At 42.9% G+C, this 25,089-nt stretch carries 22 protein-coding genes and 1 pseudogene; 2 read left to right on the top strand and 21 right to left on the bottom strand.

The annotated features are described in order from the left end of the window. Positions 1 to 217: 217 nt before the first annotated feature. From PPA03S_RS28625 to PPA03S_RS32605, 6 genes and pseudogenes are all read right to left on the bottom strand, one after another. Entirely contained in the window at positions 218 to 664 is a 447-nt protein-coding gene (locus PPA03S_RS28625; protein ID WP_062328945.1) for a hypothetical protein, read from the bottom strand. A 307-nt stretch (positions 665 to 971) separates the two neighbouring features. Then, positions 972 to 1,769, bottom strand: coding sequence for a phosphotransferase (locus tag PPA03S_RS28620; protein ID WP_062328942.1), 798 nt, complete (start codon positions 1,767 to 1,769; stop codon positions 972 to 974). 511 nt (positions 1,770 to 2,280) lie between these two features. Then, complete coding sequence (locus PPA03S_RS33090; RefSeq protein WP_157284406.1) at positions 2,281 to 2,667, bottom strand: hypothetical protein; 387 nt, start codon at positions 2,665 to 2,667, stop codon at positions 2,281 to 2,283. A gap of 190 nt (positions 2,668 to 2,857) precedes the next feature. Continuing rightward, positions 2,858 to 3,391 carry a DinB family protein gene (locus PPA03S_RS28610; RefSeq protein ID WP_062328937.1) on the bottom strand — a complete coding sequence of 178 codons (534 nt, stop codon included), beginning with the start codon at positions 3,389 to 3,391 and terminating at the stop codon, positions 2,858 to 2,860. A gap of 29 nt (positions 3,392 to 3,420) precedes the next feature. Next, on the bottom strand, positions 3,421 to 3,816 hold the full coding sequence (locus tag PPA03S_RS28605; RefSeq protein WP_062328933.1) for a VOC family protein: 396 nt from the start codon (positions 3,814 to 3,816) through the stop codon (positions 3,421 to 3,423). Positions 3,817 to 4,558: 742 nt separating this feature from the next. Then, positions 4,559 to 4,657: pseudogene (locus tag PPA03S_RS32605) on the bottom strand (helix-turn-helix domain-containing protein); the annotation flags it as partial. A gap of 48 nt (positions 4,658 to 4,705) precedes the next feature. Here PPA03S_RS32605 and PPA03S_RS28600 point away from each other — a divergent pair. After that, positions 4,706 to 5,269 (top strand): GNAT family N-acetyltransferase, encoded by a 564-nt coding sequence (locus PPA03S_RS28600; protein ID WP_082704345.1) that lies wholly within the window; start codon positions 4,706 to 4,708, stop codon positions 5,267 to 5,269. A 180-nt stretch (positions 5,270 to 5,449) separates the two neighbouring features. After that, on the top strand, positions 5,450 to 6,622 hold the full coding sequence (locus tag PPA03S_RS28595) for an MFS transporter (RefSeq protein ID WP_068964280.1): 1,173 nt from the start codon (positions 5,450 to 5,452) through the stop codon (positions 6,620 to 6,622). Positions 6,623 to 7,095: 473 nt separating this feature from the next. Here PPA03S_RS28595 and PPA03S_RS34300 read toward each other — a convergent pair whose 3' ends face one another. The 15 genes from PPA03S_RS34300 to PPA03S_RS28520 all read right to left on the bottom strand — a co-directional run bounded on the left by PPA03S_RS34300 (position 7,096) and on the right by PPA03S_RS28520 (position 24,502). Next, positions 7,096 to 7,566, bottom strand: coding sequence for a class I SAM-dependent methyltransferase (locus tag PPA03S_RS34300; RefSeq protein ID WP_281189093.1), 471 nt, complete (start codon positions 7,564 to 7,566; stop codon positions 7,096 to 7,098). Between the two features lie 299 nt (positions 7,567 to 7,865). Next, positions 7,866 to 9,557, bottom strand: a complete 1,692-nt coding sequence (ilvD, locus tag PPA03S_RS28585) for a dihydroxy-acid dehydratase (protein ID WP_062328922.1) — start codon at positions 9,555 to 9,557, stop codon at positions 7,866 to 7,868. Between the two features lie 18 nt (positions 9,558 to 9,575). Then, on the bottom strand, positions 9,576 to 10,241 hold the full coding sequence (locus tag PPA03S_RS28580) for a GntR family transcriptional regulator (RefSeq protein WP_062328919.1): 666 nt from the start codon (positions 10,239 to 10,241) through the stop codon (positions 9,576 to 9,578). 542 nt (positions 10,242 to 10,783) lie between these two features. Continuing rightward, a complete protein-coding gene (locus tag PPA03S_RS28575) occupies positions 10,784 to 11,200 on the bottom strand; it encodes a hypothetical protein (protein ID WP_062328916.1) in 417 nt (138 codons plus the stop codon). Between the two features lie 1,128 nt (positions 11,201 to 12,328). Continuing rightward, positions 12,329 to 12,967 (bottom strand): hypothetical protein, encoded by a 639-nt coding sequence (locus PPA03S_RS33085; protein WP_217998974.1) that lies wholly within the window; start codon positions 12,965 to 12,967, stop codon positions 12,329 to 12,331. Then, entirely contained in the window at positions 12,916 to 13,611 is a 696-nt protein-coding gene (locus PPA03S_RS33760) for a hypothetical protein (RefSeq protein WP_062328907.1), read from the bottom strand. Before PPA03S_RS33760 ends, PPA03S_RS33085 begins: the two co-directional genes overlap by 52 nt. Before the next feature lie 11 nt (positions 13,612 to 13,622). Then, the gene (locus PPA03S_RS28555; RefSeq protein WP_062328905.1) at positions 13,623 to 14,876 is read right to left on the bottom strand and encodes an MFS transporter; all 1,254 of its coding nucleotides are present in this window, start codon (positions 14,874 to 14,876) and stop codon (positions 13,623 to 13,625) included. 14 nt (positions 14,877 to 14,890) lie between these two features. Then, positions 14,891 to 16,624, bottom strand: a complete 1,734-nt coding sequence (locus PPA03S_RS28550) for a tetratricopeptide repeat protein (protein ID WP_062328902.1) — start codon at positions 16,622 to 16,624, stop codon at positions 14,891 to 14,893. Positions 16,625 to 16,636: 12 nt separating this feature from the next. Then, positions 16,637 to 16,888 carry a hypothetical protein gene (locus PPA03S_RS33590; RefSeq protein WP_174532169.1) on the bottom strand — a complete coding sequence of 84 codons (252 nt, stop codon included), beginning with the start codon at positions 16,886 to 16,888 and terminating at the stop codon, positions 16,637 to 16,639. Positions 16,889 to 17,017: 129 nt separating this feature from the next. Further along, positions 17,018 to 17,695, bottom strand: a complete 678-nt coding sequence (locus PPA03S_RS28545) for a hypothetical protein (RefSeq protein WP_245683759.1) — start codon at positions 17,693 to 17,695, stop codon at positions 17,018 to 17,020. A gap of 244 nt (positions 17,696 to 17,939) precedes the next feature. Next, on the bottom strand, positions 17,940 to 18,203 hold the full coding sequence (locus tag PPA03S_RS28540) for a hypothetical protein (RefSeq protein WP_157284400.1): 264 nt from the start codon (positions 18,201 to 18,203) through the stop codon (positions 17,940 to 17,942). Positions 18,204 to 18,271: 68 nt separating this feature from the next. Continuing rightward, positions 18,272 to 20,863: a helix-turn-helix transcriptional regulator gene (locus PPA03S_RS28535; protein WP_062328896.1), complete on the bottom strand. Its 2,592-nt coding sequence runs from the start codon at positions 20,861 to 20,863 to the stop codon at positions 18,272 to 18,274. A gap of 140 nt (positions 20,864 to 21,003) precedes the next feature. Beyond that, the gene (locus PPA03S_RS28530; RefSeq protein WP_062328893.1) at positions 21,004 to 22,518 is read right to left on the bottom strand and encodes an extracellular solute-binding protein; all 1,515 of its coding nucleotides are present in this window, start codon (positions 22,516 to 22,518) and stop codon (positions 21,004 to 21,006) included. A 66-nt stretch (positions 22,519 to 22,584) separates the two neighbouring features. After that, complete coding sequence (locus tag PPA03S_RS28525; RefSeq protein WP_062328889.1) at positions 22,585 to 23,463, bottom strand: carbohydrate ABC transporter permease; 879 nt, start codon at positions 23,461 to 23,463, stop codon at positions 22,585 to 22,587. Positions 23,464 to 23,521: 58 nt separating this feature from the next. After that, positions 23,522 to 24,502, bottom strand: a complete 981-nt coding sequence (locus PPA03S_RS28520) for an ABC transporter permease (RefSeq protein WP_082704343.1) — start codon at positions 24,500 to 24,502, stop codon at positions 23,522 to 23,524. Positions 24,503 to 25,089: the final 587 nt, after the last annotated feature.

Here is a 25,089-nt window from a genome sequence, read left to right as displayed (position 1 = left end):
CGATAAAATAAAAAAGCCCCTAAATTAGCGGCTTCGATGGGATTATGTTCTTGTCCCTTCGCTTATTTGCTTTCCCGTTAGAATGTCCATAAATTCGTCTGTGTATTGGTTAAACTTTTGATTAATTAAAGTTAGACGCTTCTTTGAATAAAATCTTTTGTACAGATAATTGTTAAAGGATATATATGGAGCCAGTCTGGTCTTATTATCAAGGATCCTAAAAATCGGCCTTGCTATCTTGTAAAACATAATCGCCTACTAGCTGATTCCCCTTTTCACCAATAATGTTTCTAACATCTCTGGCTTGATCTATAGGAGATGGTGAAGTGACTAATACATCATAATCACCGGGTTTTTCGTTATACCAATCGCTGCTAAACATTCCGTTCTGAATAATAACTGTGTTTTGAGTAGTAAATCCATTTGAGTTTGAACTTTCTAAAAATAATTTCATGTTTGAAGGTAAATTAATAGCCCCATAGAATATAAGTCCTTTTTTTGAATCATATTCTTCGGTAATGGATAAACCCACCTGAATATTCTCTTTCGTTTGTTCCTCTTCTTTATTATGTGAAACCAATTCATTAGGAACTATTTCCTGAGAGTTGCAGCCCACTACTGATAACGTCATCATTAAGAATATACTGATAACCAACTTCTTCATGTGTAATCTCCTTTATGTACTAATTCTAATTTGTAATATCTGTTCAAGCTAAATTAAGGTCTAGTCTTGTTTTATAAGGAGTTTCTTGGTTGGCGACTTTATGTCATTCTACAATAATAAGAACGTTAGCTTAGCTCAAGCTTTCTAAACTAAAAAAACGACGACTTTAACTATCTTTTCTTGCTCTATAATCTTACCATAAAAGACTAATATCCTATTGAATTACCCTGCCCCCGTTAGCGCAGCGAAGGCAGCCGATCTTAGTCGTCGGCCGCCTTCGGGTCATCAGTAAGCTATAGTTTCACGTTCAAATCCACTCTTTTCCATGTTTGCGAATGAATTGAATATCATTTTGATAATGTTTAAGGTGCCCTTCATCTATCATTTTTTGAAAAGCAACGTCACCTTCACTGGCTTTTCTTATCATGTATTTACATAGTCCTTCTAATCGTAGCAATACCATCTCCAAATAATCTTCTTCAATTCCCTTAAAACTGTAGGATTCAAAAAACAATTTAACTCTTTGTTTAATACGGTCGGCATCATGTAATGGATTATAATGAACTACTTCACCTGTTGCGGCAAGATAACACCTGCTTAAAGGAACGCAAGTGTAAAGTGTATAAGCTATGTCCCAAAGTCTTGGACCAGGAGCAGCAACATCAAAATCAATAATACCTACTGGTTTCTCATGATTAAAAATAATATTGTAGATGGCAAAGTCATTGTGACATATGACCTCTATACGATTTGGAGTATTATCTATTGGTTTCCATTCATCTGATAAAGGAAAGTCACTCACAGCATCATGGTAGTGTCGGAGCATCTTCGCTATTTCTTTTAAAGCATCATTAGACCACATGTATTCTTTTAAAGGATAATTTCCAGCTTCTCCTTCAATAAATGATAGTATCTCTCTGCCTTTTTCATCAATACCTAAAAATCTGGGTGCATAACCGAAACCTTTATTTTCCAAATGCTTTAATAGCTTATGAATATTGGTACTGGCTGACTTTAATTCACGTCGAACAGAATCTCCTGAACGATACACGTTTGAGACATTCCCTCCAGTTAGCATTTCTTCGTTTTCGTACTGACTTTTCATTAAAATCCCCCCAATTTAGGGACGCTATGATTATGTCAATTGAGATGTATTTTTACCCATAGATAAAAGCAGATATACAAAGGTATCTGCTTGGCAATGGGAATTTAATTGTCCACACCATATATCCCTTGAATGATTTTAGATAGACAAATTAACGTATCCTTAAGAATCAAGGATCGCAACTGTCTTTATCCACTTAAATAATCATTTCAAGGTATTCCACATGTGTAATTTAGATTCCCCTTTCTTTACATCTCTAATTTAGATAGTAACAAATATGCCATAGTTTTTCAATTATTCTGCCCGTTAGTTGAATAAAAGCAGCCAATCACAATGATCGGCTGCTTTCTTTGTTTTATTGAGCTATCGTTTCCCGTTAGCTTAATCTTGTTTCTAAGTAGTAATAACATTAATATCATCTACCCTATAGCCATTAAGACCATCTCGTCGAAAAGTCATTTGAATTGTTTCTGGTTGCTCTCCTTTCATTACCGTCATTTCTAAAATAAACTTAAGCTCCTGAATATCCGAACCTTGGATCGGCAAAACATGGGCGTTCGCGAACAAAAAGTTGTCGTGGTACTTTTGACGAAGAGTGCTCATTATTTGAGGATGCAATTCGATTATCAATGCCTGCTGAATTAACGAACATTGAGTTGTATCTGTTACTTGTGGAGTTTCTTTGCCCGAAACTGGAGTTTCGATTAGCGAAGTTAACCCAAGCGTTAAAACGAATGTCATAATTAACTTTATCAAATGCAAACACCTCATAGTTGGGATATTTTATTTTCCCCAAAATGAGGAGTTGAATACGGTTTAATGTATCTTCTACGTTGGTACAACCAACCATAAAGATGATCGTTAAAATTAAGATTAAATAGTTCATTTTCTTTTTCATTTTAGGACTCTCCTATAATTTCATACTGTTCATTCTAAAAACGAAGACTTTAACTATCTTTTCTTGTTCTATAATCTTACCGTAAAAGACTAGTATCCTATTAAATTACCCTGCCCCCGTTAGCGCAGCGAAGGCAGCCGATCTTAGTCGTCGGCTGCCTTCGGGGTCATCATTAAGCTATCGTTTCCCGTTAATTTAGTGAATTATTACAAAAGCCTGCCTCCACAAGCTTCTCGTCCAGTCTTGCCTTTTGGCGCAAATGATGCCTGCTGTGCATGCCAATCATCTCAAACCATTCACGCGCGTTAAGCCAGCCAAACCAGCCATGACGCACCTTGCAAGCCTGATTCGTTCCGCGAACGTGTTCCTCCCAATATCTCATTTTTTTTAACACCTGCTCCAGACCGGCTATGATCTCTTCCTTACTATTGGGGTTACGGGTCCTGTTGACTGGTTCCTCAAGTTTCACACGGACATCGGGCCACACTTTTTCGATAAACGCCTTCGTTCCGTCTTCAGTCTTGCCTCCATGTTTTTCTTGTGTCGCCATCGTACAATTGTGGATATGATCGATGTACTCTTCTGCCACATCGATCACGTGAATATACATTTGTCCAATCGACCAAACGTCTTCCTGGAATTTATACTGCAACTGGTCTATCGTATATCCAGCCAGATTTCGCTTATATTGCTCGATAATAGCCACGGAATCATTTTTTAACATACGGTTTTCACCCCATCACATCATAGTCGTTAAAGCACCTGCGCTATCTCCCAAATATACCCGTCAGGATCGGCAAAACAAGCAGTCCGCCGCCCCCAAGGACGCGTTATCGGCCCATTTAACAATGTAACGCCCCGCATTTCCAACTCGTTGCATACCCGGTCAACGTCGGGCACTTGGGTTGTAAACAGGAACCTTGCACCATCCTCGACACGACCCAACTGAGCCGGATCAATCAATTCTCGGGCATTTGATTGATTTAAGAGGTTTATGCATGTATTTCCGTAATCAAATACTGCACAGTTTTCGTCTTCGTATTGGATTAATAGTTGAAACGACTCTTGGTAAAACGTCTTCGACCGCTGCAGATCTTCCACAAGTAATGTGATTTCGGAAATTTTATTCGCCCAGCCAGCTATCCCCACCTACATCCGCTCCTATCATTTTTTAGTGAACTCTCGAATCATTCCGGTCGTTTGCTTGTTCGTTCCTTCTACTCTACATCCAGTAACTCAATTTCGCTTGGTTGGAATTTTCTGTATAAATATGTGTTTCGACGTTCTTATTCAACTAACCTGCCCGTTAGCTTAATGAATTAACGAGGAAAAGAACCGTTTAGTTTTATGCCTAATCGGTAATCGGACTATGTTCTTGTCTTCCACTCGGTACAAGAACTTGTTCCCTGTTAGAGTTGCTAGCCTCTTCAAATCAGGCCTTATTTGGCAAAGCTGTTGTATAGCCCGTCATTTTCCAACTTGTCGGAAATGTAATCCGCTATTGGCCTTCATCCCTTTACCCTCTCTAACCTCAAGTCGCTAAGTTTCATTGAGTTGTTCCAGAATTTGAAATTGGCATTATTTCAAGGATTATCTGCTTTTCCTCTTACCCCATTTAACGAGACTGGAATTAATGAGGAAGCGTTCGTGGCGCTTATTCAAAGTTAGTAGCGGCAGAGGTAGACTCCATAGGTGCATTATATAGTGAATGCGAGAAAGAAATACTGAACGAAGATGAATTTATTAGCAATATGACACAAAGCTTTGGTATTGATATTCCTTAATATTGCTGCAAAGATGTCGACGTACATCGCATGCTAGCAAGGACTAAGACCCTTTGTACCATCTAATTAAAGATACTAGAAATATCGTTGAATAAATGGCAGTGTTTCTACTTCTTTAGTTCGCTGGGGCTGACACCATAGTATTTTTTAAAGATTTTACTGAAGTGTTCTGGTGATACGTATCCCACCCGTAAGGAGAAGGCATAAAAGAGACGAAATGACTATTTAATATTCATAAAAAGTAGAGAATTATCGTGGAGATAACACCAGTAGAACTGATAGGAAAAAGGGTTAAGATACTTCCTATGGAAGTTGATCACGTACAGGAATTATTTGATGCGGGAAACTATCCAGATATATGGGCGTATATGCCAATGAAAATGAATTCAATTGAAGATATGAAATGTCTTGTGGATGGGGCGCTTCAAGCAAAAGTACAAGGAACTGAATTTCCTTTCGTTATCTATGATAATGATTCAGGAAAAGTTGTGGGAAGCACTCGTTTTCTTGATATATCCATACCTAATAGGAGTTTGGAAATTGGTTGGACATGGCTGTCTCCGACAGTTTGGCGAACAAGTATAAATACTGAGTGTAAGTATCTTGTTTTGAATCATTGCTTTGAAACACTAGGAACAATTCGTGTACAAATAAAAACAGATGGTCGTAATCTTAGGTCTCAACAGGCAATTGAAAGATTAGGTGCTGTTAAGGAAGGAGTGCTTCGTCGGCATCGCATCATGTATGATGGATATGTGCGAGACTCTGTGTATTACAGTGTAATCGATGAAGAATGGCTTTTCGTGAAGGGCAGATAAGAGAGTATGCTACGACAATAGCGTAAGTTCTTGATTATTAAACGAAGGGATTCGATTGTTCGATAAGATGGGCTGCGTTCGGCAGCCTTTTTTTTGTAGTGATATGTTTCATCATTAATGTTTCCAACTAACTCTTTTTATGCCCCTTTGTGAATATACATTTCAATGGGGGGGGATTTAATGGAGTTACAAGGGAAGATAAGTTTAATTGTTGGTTGGATAACTTTGTTTCTTATGGGTACTGACTTATTTGTGGTGTCTCCGTTATTACCGTTCATTTCGGAAGCATATCAGGTTAGTACATCGACCACTGGATGGATGGTAACAGTTTTTGCAGTTACATATGCTTTTTCAGCTCCTTTTTTTGGTTGGTTTTCAGATAAAAAGGGACGGAGATTATTTATTACGTTTGGTTTATTGCTGTTTGCTATTTCTAATACACTAACCGCTTTTACTCCTTCTTTTTTATGGTTAATTATAAGCCGTATTTTAGCTGGTTTGTCCGTCGCTTCAATTACCCCTTTGATTTATGCAATTATTAGTGATATTGCACCACCAAATCGGAGGGGAACATGGCTTTCAATTGTTGTTTCAGGACACTTAACGGGTCTTTGGGCAGGAGCGCCGTTCGGTACGTTATTGGAGCATTTTCTAGGTTGGCGTTCAGTATTTGTTGTAATGGCTGCCATAGGAGCAATATTGGCAGTAGTGAATTTCAAAAGATGGGTTTCTATTCCAAGAAGTGATTCAACCATAAATCTACTACAAGGAAATCTTCTTCGAATATTAGGTTCTGTAAGTGTTACTACCATTTGGGCAATTTCGATGTACACTCTTTATGTTTATTTGGGAGCAGCTCTTTACTCCGAAAATAGATTCTCGTCATCAGAAATCGCATTAGCTGTTACTTTTTATGGTATCGGAGCGGTTGTAGGAAGCCTTACAAGTGGACAATTAACAGATAAGTTTGGAGAAAGAAAAATTTCAAAGACTACACTAATTTTCTTGACTCTTATACTCATTTGTTTAGGGATATTCTTCTCATCTGGCGATTGGGTTTATTTCTTTCTGTTTGTATGGGCTTTTGTTGGTTATGCAGGAGGATTCACATCATATCAAGCAAGATTAGCAATGGAATATTCAAAAGAACGAGGAATTGCAATGGCATGGAATAATACAGCTTTATATATAGGTATCACGATTGGTTCAATGATTGGAGGTTATGTCATATCTAATTGGGGATATTCACTGCTCCCTTATGTTTGTAGCGGCGCAGCAATCGTTAGTTTTATACTCAGTACCCAAAAGGTACAAGAAGCTAAAAAAGAATATGTTTTTTCAGAAGATAGATGACCTCAAAACGAGGTCTTGTTATTTAGCTAACGGAAAAAGTTAGTTTAACGACAACAGCGGCAGTCTAAGACTGTATTTTTCAAGTCTTGTTCTGTTCGCTTCTTTTTTAATGGATTAGCCTAAAACTTATTTTTCAAAAGCTGACGATTCTTCAATTCAAAAAAAACGCCTTAAATCAACGACTCCAGTCTAATACTTTAAGCCGCTCAAACATAACCGCCGCGATCTGCACATTCATTTGCTAGTTTGGAAATCAACGCCGTCAGCCTTCACCTGCTGAATCGCTCCCTTCACACGGATACGTGACTCTGGTAGATAGACGGAATAATCGACGATCGTTACGTTACACATTGTGATGAGCCTGCTTTCGGAAATGCATGATCTTGTACTGGCGTTCCCCCCTTTTCATTTCATCCTACAGGGAAGTGCCTGGTACACCCATTGTGTGCCAAATCGCAGTGTCCATCTGATCTTCAGATCCAAAAGCGGCTATGCGATTCTTTTGAACCACTTGAAAGCAAAACTTCACCCGTGATATCGCGTGACATAAGCAGCGCGAAGCCCAGTTCATGCCAATATCGTTCACCTTCGTCAAACTTCCAGGTTGGTAAATCGTCGGCATAAACGAAAATTCCACCAGGCTTTAGCACTCGGAAAACCTCGTGATAGAATGACTTAATCGAGGGATACAGATCAGATGCTTCCATGTTCAGGACAATATCACAACACGACGAACCGATAGGAAGCTTCTCAGCGTCTCCAATACAAAAATAAGCATTGGGGAAACGGTTATTTAATTGGCAAAATGTGATATTGGCTTCGGTTAGATCTAAGCAACGACGCTTTTCAGACCGTAGCTTCGACAAAGTTCTCTTACACTTCCGCCACTGCCACAGGCTATCTCCAAGACGTTCGCATCCTCGAGATTTAGACCATCCAAACATTCCTGCACTAGCCGGAGCCTGCCTGCTATTCGTAGCGAACCCCCAATTAATGAAAGTCGAGAAACGGTACAAGCAAAAATACACCCCCTAGAATTTCATCGGCTAAACCCAGGGGTTTTTCCAATGTCTATTCTAGGGGGTGCACTTCATTTTCAAATGATGAAACTAAATTCTTCATCTTTTTCTTGCGACATTCTTGATCTCTAAAGCTGGCGTTTTTTTTTGTTTAGCGCGCTTCATGCATTCGTTGTAGTAGCTTCTCCCCTCCCATTTTATATGTAGCATCAATGTTTAATTGTCTATTCCATCAAATCTGTTACTGCCCCTTTGGAAGCGGAGGAAACTAATTTAGCATATTTGGCAAGTACACCGGATTTCACTTTCAGTGGCGGTTGTACCCAAGCTTGCGCTCGAGCGGCCAACTCTTCTTCTGGCACTTCAACCTTAATTTCCTGAATGTCGCTATCGATGGTGATAATATCTCCATTTTGGAGCAAAGAGATCGGTCCACCTACTTGTGCCTCAGGGGATACATGGCCGACTACAAATCCATGCGAGCCACCCGAGAACCTACCATCTGTTATGAGAGCAACTTTCCCACCGAGACCTTTTCCTACAATGAGTGCTGTAACGGAAAGCATCTCAGGCATACCTGGTCCACCCTTCGGTCCACAATAGCGTATGACCAATACGTCCCCTTCTTGAATTTCATCATTCATGATCGCTTCTGTCGCTTCATCTTCGCTATCGTACACCTTTGTCGGTCCGGAAAACTGTTGTATCTTCATGCCTGACATTTTGGCAACAGCGCCTTCAGGAGCTAGGTTTCCTCGAAGCACAACCAGTGGTCCATTTGGTTTAAGCGGATTATTGAGTGGACGTATAATCTCTTGATCATTCTGAAGTGGAGCAGCTTCCGCTAAATTCTCCGCCAACGTTTTACCAGTTACGGTGAGGCAATCCCCATGAAGTAATCCCTCAGCGAGCAATAGCTTCATTACCCCGGAAACACCACCAATATCATTCAAATCCTGCATGACATACTGACCACTTGGCTTCAGATCTGCCAAATGAGGAACACGCAAGCGAATTCGTTCAAAATCATCCAAGGTTAAATCCACTTCTACGGAGTGCGCAATAGCTAGCAGATGGAGAAATGCGTTGGTTGATCCCCCTAGAGCCATAACAACGGTGATCGCATTCTCAAATGCTTTCTTCGTCATAATGTCTCTTGGGTAGATTTCCTGTTCAAGAAGTGAGATGACCTGCTTACCGGCTGCTTCGCATTCCAATGCTTTATCCGCTGAGATAGCTGATGTCGAAGAAGAACCAGGTAAACACATACCCATTGCTTCTGCAGCTGCCGCCATCGTATTAGCGGTATACATCCCCCCGCAAGACCCTGGGCCTGGGCAAACACTGCATTCTACCTTATGCAGCTGTTCATCTGTCATTTTTCCATCTTGATATTGACCAACTGCTTCAAAAGCTGAAACGATATCCACTTTTTTACCGTCGAGATTACCAGGTTGAATGGTTCCTCCATATACATAAACGGAAGGAATGTTCATCCGTCCAATAGCCATCAAACAAGCAGGTGTATTCTTGTCACAACCACCGATTGCAACAATGCCGTCAAAACGCTCGGCTCCGGTCACAATTTCAATCGAATCAGCTATAGCTTCCCTACTTGGTAGTGAGAACAACATCCCTCCATGCCCCATCGAGATCCCATCAGAAACGGTAATTGTATTAAAAATTAATGGAGCACCGCCATGATTACGTGCTCCCATCTTAGCTTGAATCGCTAAATCATTGATGTGCATATTGCACGGTGTTACCTCACTCCAAGTACTCGCTATTCCAATCATTGGCTTTTTAAAATCATCATCCTGAAAACCAACTGCACGTAGCATTGCTCTGTTCGGTACCCGGTTAACACCTTCACTGATCACCTTGCTTCGAATACGAAGATCTTTTTTATTTCCCATGTTCTTTTACCCCTCACTTCAAAGTATTTCGTTCAGTTCCTGCATCGGACGAATAAAATTTTGTTTCATTAGTACCTGAGCATCGTCGCTATTCTTGCCTTCAAAAGCTTTAATGATCAAATCATGTTCTTCGACTGAAGCAAGTGTAGCCGTAATAGGTTGTTTTAAAAACACATATTTAAATCGCCGAATGTGAATCTGAAGAGATGTATTAAATGTCGTCACATAAGGATTATCTGAGAGCTCTACAATATAATTATGAAATAGCTCATCCACCTCCATGGCCTGATAAACTTGGCCATTCTTAATGGAACTTGCAAATTCCAAATTTAGTGATCTTAGTTTCTCAATCTGTTCTGGAACAATAATTTTGGCGGTAATTTCAGCAGCCAAAGCCTGAAGAGCAGCCATGGTTGAATACATCTTAAAAATATCGTTTTTCTCAATATTCGTTACTTTTGTTTCTTTTCCTGGATGCATAGACACGAGGCCTTGAACTTCGAGTAACTGAAATGCCTCCCGAATCGGTGTCCGGCTGACTCCAAGCGATTCAGCCATTTCCGCATCAATAAGCTTTTCACCTGGTTGCAGTGTTCCATCAATAATCCATCGCTGAATCTGAGAAAAGGCTCTTTCTTTTGCGGACATACGGACTGGTAAGAAAAAATCTTTAGGTATTGGCATTGTTTTCATCCTCATTACAATTATTCTTATATGCAATATATCGCATACAGGTTCGAGAAGCAATTATTATTTCATTTGCTCGCTCAATTAAGTTTATCCAGATAACTACCTGTTTTTATTGAGAGTTTGAGACAAAAAGGAAAGACTATAATTTAAGAGTCTTTCTTTGAGAAATGTTACATAAGTAATATATTTTAATGTGAATGTTCTTATATAAAATTATTTGGTACTAATGAGGGCTTATGTACTTTTTACTTAAGTACACATCTAATCGGCAATCGGACGATGTTCTTGTCCATTACGGTAATCGGTACAAGTTCTTGTCCCTCGACATCCTTCTTTTGTCGTCGACAACAAGAATATTGTTCCATTGCCTTGATGACCTGCTCCTCCAGCTTTTCGCATCTGGAGTCTCCCGCACTATTCCAGCAGATTCATTGAAAATTCTCGAAGACGGTAAACGCTGCGCTCCACCAGTCAAGTAGGCAACTTTTAGGTCAAAAGAAAGCCTCCAAACCTTTGAGGGGCCGGAGGCTTCTTTGTTAGAGTGCGTTAATAACTAAAGCACTCAATGTGATAGGGCCTATTACAACAGCTGTTAATCCTGGTGTCAATGACTCAATAGATAAGGTATAGCCATGAGATCCTGCTGGTGGGTTAACATCAATTGCTTGAATTGTCGGAAGATAGTATTTCTCAAAGGCAGATTCAACACCAAGTCGTGCATAGTAAATGACTTGACCATCGCGGAAAATTCGGAATAATACACTTCCTAAACCTGAATCTCCTCTTAATCCAATGGTTGCTTTCAACTCTACAACTTTAGGGTATGTGGCTGGAACATCCACTCTGACTTCCGCAAGTCCTACTCCTGCCGGAGTTAATGGGACAGGAATTTGCACCCCATCTGTAACGGGCGTAACCGTAACACCAAAGTAACTTTCGATTTGATTTACCATGCTTCTTTCATCTCCTTTTCTTGTAAGATACTATATTGTATGAAGTTGATAGATTTTAGCTTGGACAAAATAATCATTTTTGGAATTATCGCATAAGAAAACCCTGGCCATTAGCTAGGTCCTTCGATTAAAATCCTCCCTATGTAACAAAGCTTCCCAAACTTTAGGCAACGGTACACCAAAATTTCACGATATTTATCTATAGGTATCTCTTTATCCCATTCATTTACCATCTCCCAGGCAGGCCCGCATATCTGGTATTAATCACATGGTCTCGTTGTGTTTGGAGAATGCCTAAGCCACAAATAAGCCTGAACAACTTGCGCTGATAACATTATAAGATTTGCGAATCTTTCAGATAACGTTATATTCACCAAGTTCATAGAATTATTCAAACTATAAAATACCTGAGAAGCGATTGAACTATCCTGCCCGTGAGCTTAATGAAACAGATAAATATTAAATCGACATTGGTAACATATTCTTTCTTAACCTTTTCAGAAATGGTACTAAGTTTACCCTTGGTCGAAAAAAACTAGTTTGTGATACAAAAAAATCGTTATTAAAGCGAAGTCTTATGTTAATGTGGCTTTTATCTCGCCACAGGAGTTCCATCATGATACTATTTAGATAACTACCTAATCCGAAATGACACAATGTTCTTGTCCTTTTCGGCAAAGGAACCAAGTTCTTGTCCCGCGACATACAATGACAAAAAAAACCTACAAAAAACCGTTAATTATTTTGATATTAACGGTCTCAAAAAATTTTGTTTAGATAATCTACTTGACATTTATTGATTCGAGAATTGATTCAAAGACAGTGCAGGTAACATGTGACTGTGCGTGTATCAGATGAAAAGGAGCAAAGCCCGTCTGCTTTCGGAAATGCATGATCTTGTACTGACGTTCCCCGCTTTTCATTTCATCGTACAGGGACGTGCCTGGCACACCCATTGTGTGCCAAATCGCGGTGTCCATCTGATCTTCAGATCCAAAAGCGGCTATGCGATTCTTTTGAGCTTCCATATTCAGGACAATATCACAACACAAAGAGCCGATAGGAAGCCTCTACCCCAACCGTTGCATCTCCATGTCGAACATAAAGGATGTATCCACCTTTTTCTTTCTACTCTCCGTGTGCCTCTTCATATACGATCATTCTGTCGCTATAATGCTTTCCCTGATCTTTCCTAGAAGATAATCCAATATGTTTTTCGAAGGATGTTTCAAGTGACTTTAACAGCTTGCGGCGTTGTTCAAAGCTGCTGCTTTGATTCCATTCCTTTAAAAGGGTAGACCATTCATCAGCAATTTCTTGCCAGGTTGCCTTTGACGCACAGTCCTTTGGTAGCCGACTGATCCACTCTTTTAGCTCGTGAAACGTTTCAAATACCGAAGTTGGAAAATCAACTTCCAGTACAAGTACGCGTTTTTCTTTTAATTTCAAAATTCGTGATAGACATTCGGTTATGGGTAAATTCAGAGCATGTGCGATTTCAATAACGTTCTTTAACCCATTACTATCTTCAATAATTTGATGATATATATCCGGAAGCCGGATCAATTTGTTATTTGCTGCTTGTCTGAGCTGAGTATGTTCTCTTATAAGGAATGGGCTGAGTTTGGGTTTAAGATAAGGCTGTACATGTGAATCATGTGCAATTTTGTTGGCTAGGCTTTGTACTGCCCAGTAAGCAAGAAATAATTGACGCTTTATTTTACCGTTAATACAGATCTCCAGTTGGCCAGGCTGAAATGTAAACACGCCGTAGTTAGCAGGGCCATAGAAACTGGCTGTTTCATTCTTGGAAGTGAACCTCTGTAAATATTTCGCTGCCATCTTTTCCTTTTTTCGTTGCTTATGTGTGCGGATGAATCCAGCTCATTTGTTATGAACAAATGTAATCCCGTTTCGTATGCATTTGGAGATGAAAGATAGGTCGCTTCTTGAAGATTTACATTTTCAATAAAGACTTGCTGCAAACGGCGCCTGTTTCTCATTAACTCATCTGCAAATACCGTCTTTATTTGTTCAGATATTTCTTTTAATGTATTGAATCTTTTCTGTGCTTCTATGAGCCGATGATTCTCTATTTTGCTTCGTAATTCGCGACTTCCCTCACCTTCTGGCCATGTATAAAGATCCAGTTGGCGATGGAGTCTCTTCCTTTGTCGATTCGTTAATTCAGGCATACTCCTTAGTGCGACTTTAAAATCCTGAAGTGCTTCTTTACACTTTGCTTCATGTTTTTTCTTTTCATAAATCAACTCGGATGTGTTTGAAAAAGAAAGTTGTTGTAACCAGTGTAAAGGGAACCCTGCACTACGAAGAATAACATGCGGAAAGAAACGCCATTCGCCTTGGTCTAATGGTTTCCGTATATGATCCGTTGTCATCTCCAGCATCATTGCTACACCTCCTAATTACTGATGTTCTTCGCCATGCTCTCTGGTTGTTGAATGTTGTCTTGCGTGTATTTCAGCCTGAGTCGAGCAAAGATCAACATTCCGATCGCCAGAAGTCCTACGATGAAACCGGAAGTTGCATAGACCATAGTAGGGGTAAAAGCCCCAAACAAATATCCAAATAACGCATAGGCCATGAATTCTCCAATCCAGATGGTTACCGTATGAAATCCAAAAACCTTACCTAAATGTTCATCTGCCACCCTTTGTTGTACTAAAGTAACTAAGGGTACATCGACGAAGGGTTGAGTTAACCCCACCATGAACAAAAGAATCAGAGGAAGCCATATGGAATCGCTAAACGGCATGAAAAGAAATGCGACTCCGCCGCCTAGCCAAGCGAGCATCATTGTACGATATTTGTTTTTAATCGCAAGACGAGCCAGAATAATTCCTGCAACGAGGTATCCAAATCCATCAGCACTCGAAAGCACACCAAAACCTGACGAGTCCAATCCAATTTCGTTCGAAACCATCAGATTACCTAGATGGGCAATCCCTCTACCGAAACATGTAAACGCAGCAAACGTGATAAAAATGGAGAAGATAAGTCGATCCTGAGAAACCAGTTTTAATCCGACACCTAGCTCTTTAAAGAGATTTTTGTTTTTATGCTCGACCTTCACTTGCTTAATCTGCACAGGCATAAGTAAAAAAACAGAAATAATAAATAGGATCGCGTTCATAATCATAATTTGACCGGTACTAAGTAAGGTTAATGAGAATCCAGCAAATAACGGTCCAATCAGCCAAAAGCCCATTCTTACACTGTTGGTGATAGAGTTGGCTTTCATTAATTGCTCTTTATGAACGATACCTGGCATGGCTGCTCTGTAAGCGGTCATTGCAAATAAACGCAAGAAACCCAATATGAACGAAGCCAGCATAAAAATGATTTCATTTAAGAGACTAGAAAAGGCTAAGAGTCCCATCACAACCATGAGGACTGCTCTTATTGCATTACAAAACATCACAATTTTCTTGCGGTTAAACCGATCCGTTGCGACTCCAGCAACCATTCCAAAAATAATTTGCGGGATTGTCGTAAGAATTAAGGTTAAAGCCAGGAGTGTAGTTGAATTGGACTCTTTCCAAATGGTCCATGTAATTAAAATAGTTGAGAAACTTTCAGCAATTGGCGAAACAATTTGGGCGGATACCCAAAAATTAAAACTTCTATTTTTACGTAAAGGTATGATTTCTGACAAATGACGTTCCTCCCTTAAAACCAAAAATGATGAAAAGGATAAAAAAATCTTGAATTCGGTTTCGGGATGATTTGGTAAACTTCAATCTCCCCTCTTTCGATATGTTCTAATTGTTCTTTTCTAATCCTCAATTCAGAAGGAGATAAACTCTCATCTCGTCTGATTGGTGATTCCGATGGCTCTTCTGATACACCAATCATTTGGTGGACTGCATATAAAGCTGTAGATACACTTATCAACTCAGGCAAGAGATGAATTTTTTTGCATAGATCTGTACTTCTTTGTAGCCATAATGCTGCTCGATCCATCTCCTTTGATTGAAGTAATATATATGCTGTACTTCTGGCAATCCATTCTTGCATATAAGGGTCAGATATCTGGTTAAAAGCTTCGTACGCTTTGTCTAACCAACTTAGCGCCATATGAAGTTCACCTTTTTTTCCAGCTAGAAATCCAATACGGAACCAATGTGCAACTAAAAAACTGTCGTCCTGGCCTGCGTTTTTCTGGATAAATATCTGCTGTGTCTGTATTGCTGCATCCATTTTTCCAATGGCTTCATAAAGGTAGCTTGAGTTCTGAGCATATGCAGATGAAAGCAGAACCGTATCCTCCTTCCCTAGTTGCTTAATGTATACCTTAACTTGTTGTAAGGATTTCGCTGCCTGGGGCAGTTGTTGAAGCCTGTAATATGTTAAAGCTTTTACATTATGTAACCAAGCCATCTCTCTGACCGCCGATTCATCATTCATTCCACTCAGAAACGTCATCCCTTGATCTACAACGTGAATTGCTTCTTCAGGACGTTTAATATGATTCGCTAATAACAATGCATAGTAGATCGATGCTCTTGCACGAATACTGCTGGAGTATTTATTGGTTTGAATGATTTTTTGCAGTGTTGATTCTGCTGCAGAGAGCTGTCTCTCGAATAGGTACGCACGCATAACAAGAAATAAAAGCTCTGCCTCTTCTTCATCCTTGCATACCTTAGTAAGCAATTGGTTTGCGTGTGCCAATACTGAGTAGCCGTCACACCAAACAACTGCTTTTTCTAAAGGTGTTTTTAATAGTTGGAACCGTTCATTGCTTAATCTGGTCTTGTCCGTTTGATTTAAGTGGTCTACACCTAATGATTTATAAAAATCCCGTACACGAATATGAATGAGTTGATTTGCATCTAGATCTTTAGATGAGATGTGTTCTTGGTAGAAGTAATACGTATCTATAGCAATCGGAAGTTTTTTCGTCCGATAAATAAGTCGTTGCAAAAATATCAAACTTACCTTATCCAAGTAAGAGACATTTAATGATAGAATCCAGGGGACTTGTATTTCGGTTGTCTGCTCGCGAATCTCCAGTAAACAGCTCACCGTATCATTAGCTATACGAAGTATTTTCTCCATATTGGTCGAAAATTGTCGATCCATTGGGTGAGCTGGAAGGGGAGTTAACCAGCCTGTCTCATCCTCTTTAAGAGCCTGATGCAAAGCTTTGTAGGCATTTTGAATGGTAATTCTTTTTGCAATATAAGGATCAATTAAAACATCCCACACCTTATAAAGCAGCTTGGCCGGCAGATATGTGTCCTCTTTTAGCTCGATCAAGATGGACTTTCTTTCGTGTAAAGGAGGCAGCTCTTGATGCTCCCGGCCCGTAATACTCGGAGAAGCGGAAAACCACTGATGCTCTGCCCCCTGGTCTATCCAATTGAAAAGGTCGAGTTTATCGGATTTCATTACCTTCATGATCTCACCTCTTTAATAGATTACAGATACGTTTTCTACATACAAAGATGGAGATATAAATCCTCTACCTAATGTATTGCTGTATCCATCCGTTGCAGGATCAATTGAACGTAACATCTGAAATAAAGGCGCTTCAATTTGGACTTGGGTTAATCTCTCTACCAAGGTGTTATTATGAATTCTCCAACCTTCAGCTCCAAAAACGAGCAATGTCTTTACAAAGGGCTCCTTCATCATCAAAAAACGTCTTCTATCAGTCCCCATTCGACCATATCTGGCGTACGGGTCAGCAATTTCCGATGCGACTGTCGAGAATCCTCTCTATCGCTGGATATTCCTCGAATCTTCTTTCGATGAAATGTTGAATAACCGCCCCGTAAAGGGGCGGTTTTCTTAGGCTTGCATAAATGCTTCTAACGGTTCCAGAATCGCGAACGTCTTCTTTGCATCCTTCTTCCGTTGCTCATCATAGAGTTTGGTCAACTCTTCGAATGATTTAGCTTTAATCTTCGTATAACTCGATTTGGTGTATCTGATTATGTACGTCTTTACCCCTTCCTCTTCACTCCACTCGTAAACGACATCATATTTGTCCCTCAAATTCTTTAAATGAAGTGACCGGCGCAACACTGCAAAGTGTTCTTCAATGGCTTCATCGCATTCCTCCATAATCTTCTCGTACGTGCAGCCAACTCGCATCAGAATCTCCGATGCCCGTTCATCGCCGTATCTCGCGAGAAATTCCTTCAACGAAACCAGGGCATATAGCAATATTTGTTCCTTGTCATTCGGATTCCTGTATTCATAACAGCCTACAACCAAATTTCGGTCGGTCATCTCCTCCTTACTGAATTGCATATTAAACAAATACTCGAGTGTCTTTTGCTTCATAACGGTTTCCAACATCTGTTCTTTATCAATCCTGATGCCCGTTGTCACCCACGGAAACGGTAGTTGGCCGTTACCTTCACGCGGAATGCTACCCCTAAGATTCAAAATCGGCATACCCGTAGCAATTGCGTACGACCTGTTATATCCTTCGCCCTCGAATATTTCCTGTTCTTCTAGCATGTGTCCTGCCTCCTTTTAGTACCAAGTTCCATTCGGCGACTATTGCATATCCATAAAACTACCACTTTTTTGTGCTGGTCTCTTATTAGTTCATCAGCGCTTTTCATTAACCCACGAAGATATTTCTGGGATATATTTTATCATATGAGAACAATAAGTCCATCTAATGGTTCCGTTATCATGCCCGTTGGCTAATGCCGGCTGCCAGTCTAAAACTTTATTTTTACGGTCTAACAACATATTTTCACAGAACAGCTGAAGCCCAGGCGACCGGCACGCCGCTGCTCTCTCCGATCCGGACGGAGGAAGATAATGAAAACATACCAAAAAGAGCTATTTCCTTTATCAGAAATAGCTTCTTTTTGTATTTCACGTAGACAACCCGCTCATAGCGATGGGCAATCTCAATCAGCAGCGAATCCGACATCACCGTTCCGGACAGCATCAGCCTAACCGGACACCCCGATTCCGTGTAGCCGGCACGAATAACAACGGGTATCCAGCTCATACCGAGAGGTCCGAGCCATCATGTCCGGTGAACGACAGACACGCAAAAAGTTTGGATCACGCGCTTTTTTATCCGTTTTTCCTCATTCGGTACTGCCCGGGCGTCATGCCTTTCTGCTTGCGGAACAGCCGGATAAAATACGAGGGATGATATCCAACTGATTCGGCAATCTCGTTCACTTTGAGATCGGTCGTGCACAGCAGCTCCATGCCCCGTTCAAGACGAAGCTCCATCACATAATCAACGAATTTTTTGCCATACGCCTGCTTGAATGAGCGACTAAGCGTATAAGAACTAACGCCAAAACGTTCCGCACAGCTCTCCAGCGAGAAATCTGCCGTATAATCACGTTCGATCTCCTCCTTGACTCGTTCCGCGAGACGTTCGGTATAAAGCCGCTCGGCACCGACGATTTCGCGGCCGTAAGGTTCCAATACCTGTGTACGCACAAAGGCGGCCATCGCTTGGGGCTGGCGTATAGTGGCAAGACGTTCATACAGTCCCATATGGTCGACGTGCTCGGATTGAGCGCCGTTCTCCATCATCGTGTGCAGCAGACTGCCGAGCAGATGAAAAGTCAGATTTCGCAATTCTGGCTTCGAGGTGGCTCGGCGCGCCAGCTCATCGATAAATTCATTCATCAGCTCGCCCGCTTCCTCGATTTGGCCAAGCTTGACGCAGCGGAGCAGCCCACGTTCGAGCTCGAACGGATAAGCGCTCTGCTCACCCAGATTCGGCATCCATTCGTCGAGATGCAGAACCCGACAATCTTCGTCGTGCGGAATATGACGCAACGCACCTCGCAGGGAATGAAGCAGCTCTGGCACTTCCAGAATTTTTGCAGCGCTGCCTGTGCACACCAGGGTTTGCAGCCGCAGCACAGAGCGTACCGTACCCGCCAACTCTTCCGCCAGTGTTTTCCACAACGCGTTCAGCGGCTGTCCATCGCTTTCTTCATTGGCAGCATCACCTTGGGTCTTTTCGGCTGAACTTTGCAAACCCTGCATATATTCTCGATTCATTTCGGCCGTAATGCCGTTTTCATCTATGGAGTAAGGAATCAGCACGGCGGCGGTCGAATCCTGAAAATTCACTACGATTGCACGCATCATGCGCTGTTCCACAAATTCACGGGCTACATTGGCGGCGGCGAACGTCATCAGCAATTCGTCTTCTTCACGAAACTTCGATTCCGGCGGCGACAGCACGCCGACCTGCATCAAGAAAACCGACAGCCGCTCGTCGGGATGGATCGACCACCCGAATCTTTCCATTCGCGATAGCAGTTCCCGCTCGCTCAACGTCTGATAATGCCCCTGCATCAACTGCATCAAAAAGGCGGATCTCAGTTCAGGATAAGTGTGTTCAAGCCGAGCTTCGGCTTCTCTTTTGGCGTCAGCCAGACCGCGCCAACTCGTCTCAATGTAGTCCAGTTCGTCGTATGGATGCCCTGCCTTCTCGATTCCGGTACCGTCAGATCCATTTTTAGGCTGCTGGCTTAAGTGAATTTTTCGCAGCAGTCGGTTTAGGCCTCTTTCTTGTTCAGACGTTTCTGCTGTCCCCGCAGCCCCGTCCGCCGAAGAGTGGGCTAGCGCCGGAGAAAACTGGTTGCCGAGGATCTCTACCAATCGACCGATCGGCCGGTGCAGCCGGTGTGAAGCCAACCAGGCGACTAGCAGCGCCAATAGCATACCGGCCAAACTGACCGCCAACAGCGAACGTGAGAGAAGCACGACAGGGCGAGTTAGCGCTTCTAAAGGCGAAACCGTCACATAAGTCCATTCGACCCCCGGACGCTGCAGTTGGCTATGGGAGACGGAGTAGGTTTTGCCTTGCCATTTGAACAGATATGAATCCGGTGTGTCCGAGACCTGAGTTCGAAGCTTTTCACGCAGCGCGGATTCGAAAGTCGAGGTTCGCATCGGATCGTCCGACGGCACATCCAACATGCGGATTAAGGGGGGTCCGGAACTTGTATATAGAAACGAAGCACCTTTATCATCGAAAGATGCCCGGCGCATCCGTTCTTCAATCTGATTTCTGTCCAGGTTCAATAAAAGAGCTCCATAAGGATCTCCGTAACCGGGCAGCTTCCGGACCAATACGACCTCTCCGTTCTCAGAAGCCGTCCAGCGAAAATCATCCAGCCAATACAAAGCAGACGGGGCATCGACAATGTTTTGAAACCGCTTACTATCCTCTGTAAACGAAATCTTCCTTAACCCGTCCGTATCCGATAGCAAAAGCGGCTCGTTGCGAGCAAGCAGCAGCTTTGCATCTTTCAGCTCCGGATACGACGCTTTCATCAGTCCCAGAAAGCGATACAGCTCCTGGGTTCTCTGGTATTCCATACGAAGATTTGCTTTTCTCATATCGCCATCAAGTCTTGGATCTAGCGCCCAACGGGCCGCAGACTGTTCAACCTGCACGAACAGTTCGTCCATACTTTCTGCCGATCGTTTAACGAGTGCCCGGTTGCTGCTCATCACCTCACGTTCGATATGCTCGGTACCGAGCACATAACACGAGAAACCGATAACCGCTGTCGGGATGCTCGACATACACAGTGCCAGAATCAGGCTGTAACGATAAAAGCGTCCTTTTACTTCCCGGCTTCGACTCAGCAACCGAAAATTTCGCCAACTTCGAATGTCAGTCACTCTTGTTCCCCCTTTTTTTCTAACGCTATCAACAGTCTGTATAATTTTATGAAAAAAAAGGAAACAAATACAAGAGAACTCCCGTTTCCGGAGGCTCTCTTGTTTACATCCTGCTTTTTCGGAATGACTCTGCCAGCCGCTTACTGCGCCGCTTGACGGTCGGTATAAGCCTGATTTAGCTCATCCGTAATTTTTTGCAGATCCGAATCGTTTTTCAATTTCTCGACATAATTGTCCCAGTCCGACAGCGACTGCTTGCCGAGTATAATTTTGGTTTTCATATCCTGAATATTCTTCGCCAGCTCAGGTCCCACTGAAATATTCGTTTCCGAATACAATCCAATCGCTTTGTCAGGAATACTGATCGCTTCACGCTCATCGATAATTTTCATATTGCGTTCATAAATGTCCATCGGCATACCTGCTCGATATGCGCGCAGATACTTGTCATACGGCATAAAGATCTGGCCGAGTGCCTGCTGGGCAACAATATCCGTTTTGGCCTTTTCGGTCGTCATCTTGATTCCGTTTTCTTCCGTATAATGCACATCTTTAAGACCATAACCGGCCAATGTCCCGCCTTCTTCCGATGCGCCGTAGTCCATCAGCTCAAGCAGTTTTTTCATTTTTTCTTCCGATACCGTTTTGGGAATCATGAACATACCGAAGAATCCGCCGTCCTTGTTGACGTAGCCGTTCATCGAGACAAGCGGCAGGAAGTCTGCGTCCGGATTGCTCTTCAGATTTGCTTCCATCGGCTCCCACGCTGCTTCGACGGTGTTGACGGCGGCGCCCGCACGGCCCGCATTCAGCTGGTCCTTGGTCTGGCTCTCTTTCAGAACGGCGAGATCTTCCGAAATCAACCCTTCTGCATAAGCCTTGCTCAACCATTCCAGAGCGTCGCGCATTTCCGGCATCAGGTTAACGTTGACCAGCTTGCCGTCGACCTCTTTCCAATCTCCGGTAGTCTGCGTAAACGCGCTGACGATTGCCCAATAGCTGCCCATGTTGTTTTGATTGACCAATCCTGTTAATCCGATCGTATCGTCTTGACCGTTTCCATCCGGATCGTCTTTCGTAAATGCTTTTAGCACTTCATACAATTCATCTGTAGTCTCCGGAACTTCCATATTCAGATTGTCGAGCCAGTCTTTACGCAAGAACAGGAAGGCTCCTCCTTCGACCGGCCGCACCCGGGGGATCCCGTAGTTATTGCCGTCTGCCTGCTTGGTGTTGATCCAAGACTCTGCCGGAAAGTTCGCCAGGTTGGCGTAGTCTTGAATATAAGGCGTCAGATCCCAGAATGCTCCCTGCTGCACCATGGTACGTACCTGGGCCGAGAAGGGCTCGTCGACCAGCATCAGATCGGGAATATCGCCCGACGCCAGCGTAACGTTCACCTTGTCGCCATAGCTGTTCGGCGATACCCACGTGATATTGAGATCGGTATTCGTTTTCTTCTCGATCTCTTGAACGATTACATTGTCCGCTCCGGGCGGTTCAGGCGTAAAATACATCGACATGATACTGACCGGCATCGGCTTTCCATCTTCCGGCACGCCGGATGCTGCATTTTGACTGCTGCAGGCCGCTGTAACCAGGGACAGTACCATAATGGACACCAATCCCAATTTTGCTCCCATTTTCTTTCGCATTCTGAATCTCTCCTTTTCTTCGGATAGATAACCCATTCTGTCTATACTTGCTGCCTGTACTTGCGTTCACTCTTTCACCGAACCGACCATCGCGCCTTTTGCGAAATGCTTTTGCAAAAATGGATAGACCATCAGAATCGGAATGGTTGCGATTACAACGGCAGCCATTTTCAACGTTTCCGACGGAATCTGCTGCTCGGCGGTCATCTCGGCCGCTGCCGTTCCTCCCGACGCCGTCGACGAGTCTATCAGCATGTTTTGCAGGAGGACTTGAAGAGGCTGCTTATTGAAATCGTTGATGTAGAGCAGCGCCGTGAAGAAGGTGTTCCAGTAGGCTACGGCGTAAAACAGGCCGAATGCGGCCAGCGATGGCAGCGACAGCGGCAGAATGATACGCCACCACACGCCGATATCGTTACAGCCGTCGATACGGGCCGCTTCTTCCAAGCTGGGCGGGATACTATCAAAGAAACCTTTCATCAATAATACATACCACCCGCTGGTCAGCACCGGCAGAATCAGCGACCAGATACTGTTGATCAAATTGAGATCGCGTATTAACAGGTAGGGCGGAATAATACCAGGATTGAACAGCGTCGTCAGCAGAATCAACAGCATCATCACCCGCCGCCCTTGCAGCCGTCTTCGCGACAGGGCATAAGAGAGACAGGATGTCACAAATAAACTGAACACCGTGCCGACGGTAGCCAGAAATGCACTGTTGCCCATGGCACGGATAAAAGAATCGGTGGACAACAAATACCGGTAAGAATCAAGACTCCACTTTTTCGGGAAAAGCGTCGCTTTGTTGCGAATGAATTCTGCCGGGTCGCTGAACGACACGACCAGCACGTAATACAAAGGAAACAGCGTGACCAGACCAATCACAGTCAGAAAAAATAGATTGGTCGCATTGAATAGATGATCGCTTTTGGACTGGAGCATAAAAACTCGCGCCTCCTTTCGTTTCTTCACACTGGTTGGAACTTCCTATGAACCTTTTTTAATAAACACCTTCTTCGCCGAATTTCTTGGCTAGCTTGTTCGCTCCGATAACCAGGATCAGACCTACAACCGATTTGAACACGCCGACGGCAGTACTGAAACTGAGTTGGCCTTGCTTGATACCTAGCCGGTACACATAAGTATCGAATACATCTGCAACTTCGGATACGGCGCCGTTCATCATCAGGAAAACCTGTTCGAAACCGACGTCCATAATATGTCCAATCCGCAGAATAAGTAGGATGATTACGACCGAACGGATGCCCGGCAGTGTAATATGCCATATCTGCCGGAAGCGTCCCGCTCCGTCGATCTTCGCTGCTTCATTCAACTGCGGATCGATCCCAGCCATTGCGGCAAGGAACAATACCGTACCCCAGCCTGCATCTTTCCAGATCGACTGGACCGTCAGCAGACCCCAAAAGTAATTGGGATTGGTCAAAAAGTCGATCTTGTTTAGACCGGCCGCCACCAGAAGCTGATTGATAATGCCTTCGCCGGTAGACAGAAGAAGAAATGTAATGCCCACGATAATGACCCAAGACAGAAAATGCGGCAGATAGACGATCGACTGGATCGTTTTACGGAACTTGTTGCCGCGCAACTCGTTCATCATGACCGATAACAAAATTGGCAGTGGGAAGAAAAAGATCAGCGACAGCAAATTGATCGCCATCGTGTTTCGGAACAAGATCAGAAAGTCGGGATTCGAAAAGAAACGGATGTAATGTTTGAAACCGACCCACGGACTCGCCCACATGCCCTGATAAGGCGAATAATCTTGAAACGAGATCACAATTCCCCACATTGGCACATACTTAAATAAGATAAAGAACACGATGCCCGGTAGCGCAAGCAGATACAAAAAGCGATCGCGCTTGACGCCGTTCCAGATATTTCGTCTTCGCTCCGCAGCCAGGTTCTTTTTGTATACGCTTTCTATTTTTCTTTTGGCGGCTGTGTCCATTTGGGAAGACATATCCCCACACCTCCATCTGCTGGTTTACCGTTCCCCAATCATCCGTGTTCCTGCATGCTCGGAGCGGTTAATGTCAGCATAGGGGCTGAGACGGTTTCCGGCAATCGACGCTTTTTGCGGCAATCTCTTTAACGAAGTAAAGGCGTATCATAACTTGTGTGCGCTAACGAAAACCAAGAAGAAAAAGTCCGGAAATAAGCTGACCCTCCTGCGAATTTCCATGCATTGACTTTTCTTGCAAGCGCAAAAAATCTTACTACCGAGTTTAATGTGAATACTTTTTTAACTAATTAAGCCTATTCTGCTCACAAGAAGAGGAACCGAAAGAATCGTGATCTCCACTAGAGAGCCACAAAGACCTCCTTAATATTTATAGAGGAGGTCTTTTCAGAAAGTCGGTGATCATACTTCTGGTCATTTTCTGTTACTTGCCAGTTTCAGCGAACGTTTTAATGCGCTCTCCAATCTGGTCACGGACCCTTTTGAATACAGCCCTTCATACGAGAAATGGAGAATGGAGAATTGAAGGAGTGTCCGATCCCCAGCTGGAACCTTATAAGAAGCATTTACGCAGTAAGACATCGCAA

Origin of the sequence: Paenibacillus pabuli NBRC 13638, assembly GCF_001514495.1 — a bacterium.
Taxonomy (GTDB): Bacteria; Bacillota; Bacilli; order Paenibacillales; family Paenibacillaceae; genus Paenibacillus; species Paenibacillus pabuli.
This window is presented reverse-complemented; position numbering and strand designations above follow the sequence as displayed.

Bases quoted from the DNA above. Each gene is read 5' to 3' on its own strand.
- PPA03S_RS28525 (WP_062328889.1), bottom strand. From the start codon at position 23,463: ATGCTCCAGTCCAAAAGCGATCATCTATTCAATGCGACCAATCTATTT.
- PPA03S_RS28580 (WP_062328919.1), bottom strand. From the start codon at position 10,241: ATGCCAATACCTAAAGATTTTTTCTTACCAGTCCGTATGTCCGCAAAA.
- PPA03S_RS28545 (WP_245683759.1), bottom strand. From the start codon at position 17,695: ATGCTAGAAGAACAGGAAATATTCGAGGGCGAAGGATATAACAGGTCG.
- PPA03S_RS33590 (WP_174532169.1), bottom strand. From the start codon at position 16,888: ATGGGGACTGATAGAAGACGTTTTTTGATGATGAAGGAGCCCTTTGTA.
- PPA03S_RS34300 (WP_281189093.1), bottom strand. From the start codon at position 7,566: ATGTTTGGATGGTCTAAATCTCGAGGATGCGAACGTCTTGGAGATAGC.
- PPA03S_RS28575 (WP_062328916.1), bottom strand. From the start codon at position 11,200: ATGGTAAATCAAATCGAAAGTTACTTTGGTGTTACGGTTACGCCCGTT.
- PPA03S_RS33760 (WP_062328907.1), bottom strand. From the start codon at position 13,611: ATGATGCTGGAGATGACAACGGATCATATACGGAAACCATTAGACCAA.
- ilvD (WP_062328922.1), bottom strand. From the start codon at position 9,557: ATGGGAAATAAAAAAGATCTTCGTATTCGAAGCAAGGTGATCAGTGAA.
- PPA03S_RS33090 (WP_157284406.1), bottom strand. From the start codon at position 2,667: ATGAAAAAGAAAATGAACTATTTAATCTTAATTTTAACGATCATCTTT.
- PPA03S_RS28625 (WP_062328945.1), bottom strand. From the start codon at position 664: ATGAAGAAGTTGGTTATCAGTATATTCTTAATGATGACGTTATCAGTA.
- PPA03S_RS28550 (WP_062328902.1), bottom strand. From the start codon at position 16,624: ATGAAGGTAATGAAATCCGATAAACTCGACCTTTTCAATTGGATAGAC.
- PPA03S_RS28540 (WP_157284400.1), bottom strand. From the start codon at position 18,203: ATGAGCTGGATACCCGTTGTTATTCGTGCCGGCTACACGGAATCGGGG.
- PPA03S_RS28620 (WP_062328942.1), bottom strand. From the start codon at position 1,769: ATGAAAAGTCAGTACGAAAACGAAGAAATGCTAACTGGAGGGAATGTC.
- PPA03S_RS28610 (WP_062328937.1), bottom strand. From the start codon at position 3,391: ATGTTAAAAAATGATTCCGTGGCTATTATCGAGCAATATAAGCGAAAT.
- PPA03S_RS28520 (WP_082704343.1), bottom strand. From the start codon at position 24,502: ATGTCTTCCCAAATGGACACAGCCGCCAAAAGAAAAATAGAAAGCGTA.
- PPA03S_RS28530 (WP_062328893.1), bottom strand. From the start codon at position 22,518: ATGCGAAAGAAAATGGGAGCAAAATTGGGATTGGTGTCCATTATGGTA.
- PPA03S_RS28595 (WP_068964280.1), top strand. From the start codon at position 5,450: ATGGAGTTACAAGGGAAGATAAGTTTAATTGTTGGTTGGATAACTTTG.